This is a genomic window from Rhizobacter sp. P5_C2 (assembly GCF_054049715.1).
This window is the reverse complement of record NZ_JBFULV010000215.1, coordinates 1-2,727: the sequence shown is the minus strand read 5'-3', so window position 1 is coordinate 2,727 and position 2,727 is coordinate 1. Positions and strand designations below refer to the sequence as shown.

At 70.2% G+C, this 2,727-nt stretch carries 4 protein-coding genes; 2 read left to right on the top strand and 2 right to left on the bottom strand.

What is annotated here, in order from left to right:
* On the top strand, positions 1 to 368 hold a 368-nt coding region (locus ACXJLU_RS33040), incomplete at its 5' end, for a response regulator (protein ID WP_457337957.1).
* A gap of 7 nt (positions 369 to 375) precedes the next feature.
* Here the strand turns inward: ACXJLU_RS33040 and ACXJLU_RS33035 are convergent.
* Positions 376 to 573, bottom strand: a complete 198-nt coding sequence (locus tag ACXJLU_RS33035; RefSeq protein ID WP_457337956.1) for a hypothetical protein — start codon at positions 571 to 573, stop codon at positions 376 to 378.
* 29 nt (positions 574 to 602) lie between these two features.
* Positions 603 to 1,784, bottom strand: coding sequence for an NAD(P)H-dependent flavin oxidoreductase (locus ACXJLU_RS33030; RefSeq protein ID WP_457337955.1), 1,182 nt, complete (start codon positions 1,782 to 1,784; stop codon positions 603 to 605).
* A gap of 183 nt (positions 1,785 to 1,967) precedes the next feature.
* Here ACXJLU_RS33030 and ACXJLU_RS33025 point away from each other — a divergent pair, with 183 nt between their 5' ends.
* Positions 1,968 to 2,597 carry a hemerythrin domain-containing protein gene (locus ACXJLU_RS33025; protein ID WP_457337954.1) on the top strand — a complete coding sequence of 210 codons (630 nt, stop codon included), beginning with the start codon at positions 1,968 to 1,970 and terminating at the stop codon, positions 2,595 to 2,597.
* The last annotated feature ends 130 nt before the right edge of the window (positions 2,598 to 2,727 follow it).

The following is a 2,727-nucleotide window of genomic DNA, read 5'->3' as shown; positions in this document are numbered from 1 at the left end:
TCGCCACGCACGGCAGCGTGCGGCGCGTGCTGGTCGTCGACGACAACCAGGACGCAGCGACCACGATGGCCACCTTGCTGGAGGCGCTGGGCCATCTGCCGGTGGTCGCGCACGACGGGCCGTCGGCGCTGCAGTTGCTGGAGCAGCAGTCGGTCGACATCGCGGTGCTCGACATCGGGCTGCCGGTGATGGACGGCTACGAACTCGCGCAGCGCATCCGCGCGAAGGCGGGTGGCCGCGCGCTGAAGCTGATCGCGCTGACCGGCTACGGGCAGGCCGAAGACCGGCTCAAGTCAGCGGCGCATGGTTTCGACGAGCACCTGGTGAAGCCGGTCGACATGGAGACGCTGCTGCAGTTGCTGCGGTGAGCGGGCTTCAACCCGCAGCCTTGGTGCGCATCTCCTCGTACTTGCCTTTCAGGATTTCCGCGTAGGCCAGGTCATTGCTGACGTCCGATTGGCCGTCTTCATCGAGCGTGCCGCTCTCGAGCGACGCTTCGTATTTCTCGATCAAGGCTTCCAGCGCCGAGAGGATGCAGTTGATTTCGGACCATTCCACCTGGTTGCCCTCCATTGAACATGGCGGGCCGAAGCGTACGCCCGTCAGGCCGGCAGCGGCGTCACCATGTGCCGCAGCAGCTCACCCACCCCGCGGATCTGATCCCCGAACGGCAGCTTGCCCACCCCGCGAAAGAACAGCCCCTTCTTCACGTCCCCGCGCAGTGCCGCCGCGAGTTGCGTGTCGATGCAGAACTGCCCCCAGCCCGGCAAGCCGTCGCGCAACCCGCATTGCGCGAGGCAGTCGAAATCCAGCGTGCAGCGCGGCTTCACGTGCATCGTCTGCTGCAGCCGCGGCTCGGCCTTCAGGTAGTTGCGCAGCCAGGTCGTCGGCACCGCGCGCGCCGGCAGGCCGGCCACGCTGGTGAACTCGACCAGGTCTTCGTCGCGCGCCTGCGCCAGCACCTGCTTGAAGGCCGCGTGCGCATCGCACTCGTGCGTCACCGCGAACGGCGTGCCCAGTTGCACCGCCGCCGCGCCCAGGCCTTGCAGGCGCAGCACGTCGGCATGGCTGCGCACGCCGCCGGCAGCGATCAGCGGGACCTCGCGCTCGTAGCCGCCAGTGCGCAGGAAGGCCAGCACCAGCGGGATCACGGTCTCGAAATCGAAGCGGGCGTCGTGGAGGTCGCCGATGCGCGCCGCGCCCAGGTGGCCGCCGGCCAGCCCTGGGTGCTCGATGACGATCGCATCGGGCAGCCGCTTGCGGCGCTCCCACTTGCGCACCAGCAATTGCACGCCGCGCGCGTCCGACAGGATCGGGATCAACAGCGCCTTCGGGTGATCGCTCGCCAGCTCCGGCAAATCGAGCGGCAACCCGGCGCCGACGACCACCGCGTCGATGCCGCATTCGAGCGCGCGTGTCACCGACGGCGCGTAGTCGCTGACGGCGCGCATCACGTTGATCGCGAGCAGGCCGCGCCCGCCGGAGAGCTCGCGGGCCGCACGGATCTCGCGCTCGATCGCCACCAGGTTGGCCGCATTGATCGCCAGCTTCGCGCTCGCGGTCGCCGCGGGTCCGGGGGGCAGGTCGGGCGTCTGCGCCATCAGGTCCGGGTGGAGTCGGCGCAGGTCGACCGACGACAGCGTGCCCATCGCGCCCAGCCCCGCCACCGTGCCCGCGAGCCGGTGCGCCGAGACGCCGACGCCCATGCCGCCTTGCACGATCGGCAGCAGCGTGCGGCCTCCGAGGCGCAGCGGCTGCAGGCCACCGTGTACGCACGCTTGCATCAACGCGTCGGGCAGGGGGGAACGATCGGTGGACTCGGGCATCGGGCAGGCGGACATGGGGCAGGTTGGGGTCACGGTGGACGGCACCATAGCAACGGCATCGCCGGCGCGCCTTGCGCCGGATCAAGCCGCATCGGCTGCCCCGGCCCCAAGCTCGGGCTTCCTTGCCGCCGGAACATCGCCATGCACCACGCAGCCATCCGCGTCATCCTCGAAGAACACAGCGCCATGTCGGCGATGCTGCGCTCGATCAGCCTGCTGCTGGCCGAGCACCGGCGCCGCGGCAGCCTGCCGGATTTCAGCGTGCTGCGCGCGATGCTGTTCTACGTCGACGAATTCCCCGAGCGCCTTCACCACGCGAAGGAGAGCGAGCTGCTGTTCCCGCTGCTGCGCCGGCGCACCACCGAGGGCGACGAGGTGCTCGACCGGCTCGACCGCGAGCATGCCGACGGCGAGCGTGCGATCCGCGAGCTGGAGCACGAGCTGCTCGGCTTCGAGATGATGGCCGACACCAGCCAGCTGTGCCTGCGCCGCGACCGTTTCGAGCAGGCGATGCAGCGCTACATCGACTTCTACCTCGCCCACATCGCGGCCGAGGAAACCGAGGTGCTGCCGCTGGCGCAGCGCGTGCTGACGGCCGAGGACTGGGCCGGGCTCGACAGTGCGTTCTGCGACAACCGGGACCCGCTGACCGGCCACGAGCCGGACGAGAACTACCGCCATGTCTTCAAGAAGATCCTGTGGGCGCTGCCGCCGCCGCTGGGCATCGGACCCGCCGTCGCCCACACAGCCCGGCCGCCGGGCTGGCGCTGACGGCATGGGTCGACTGCGGCGGGCCGCGCCAGCCCGGCGGCCGGGCTGTGTGGGCGACGGCGGGTCCGATGCCCAGCGGCGGCGGCAGCGCCCACAGGATCTTCTTGAAGACATGGCGGTAGTTCTCGTC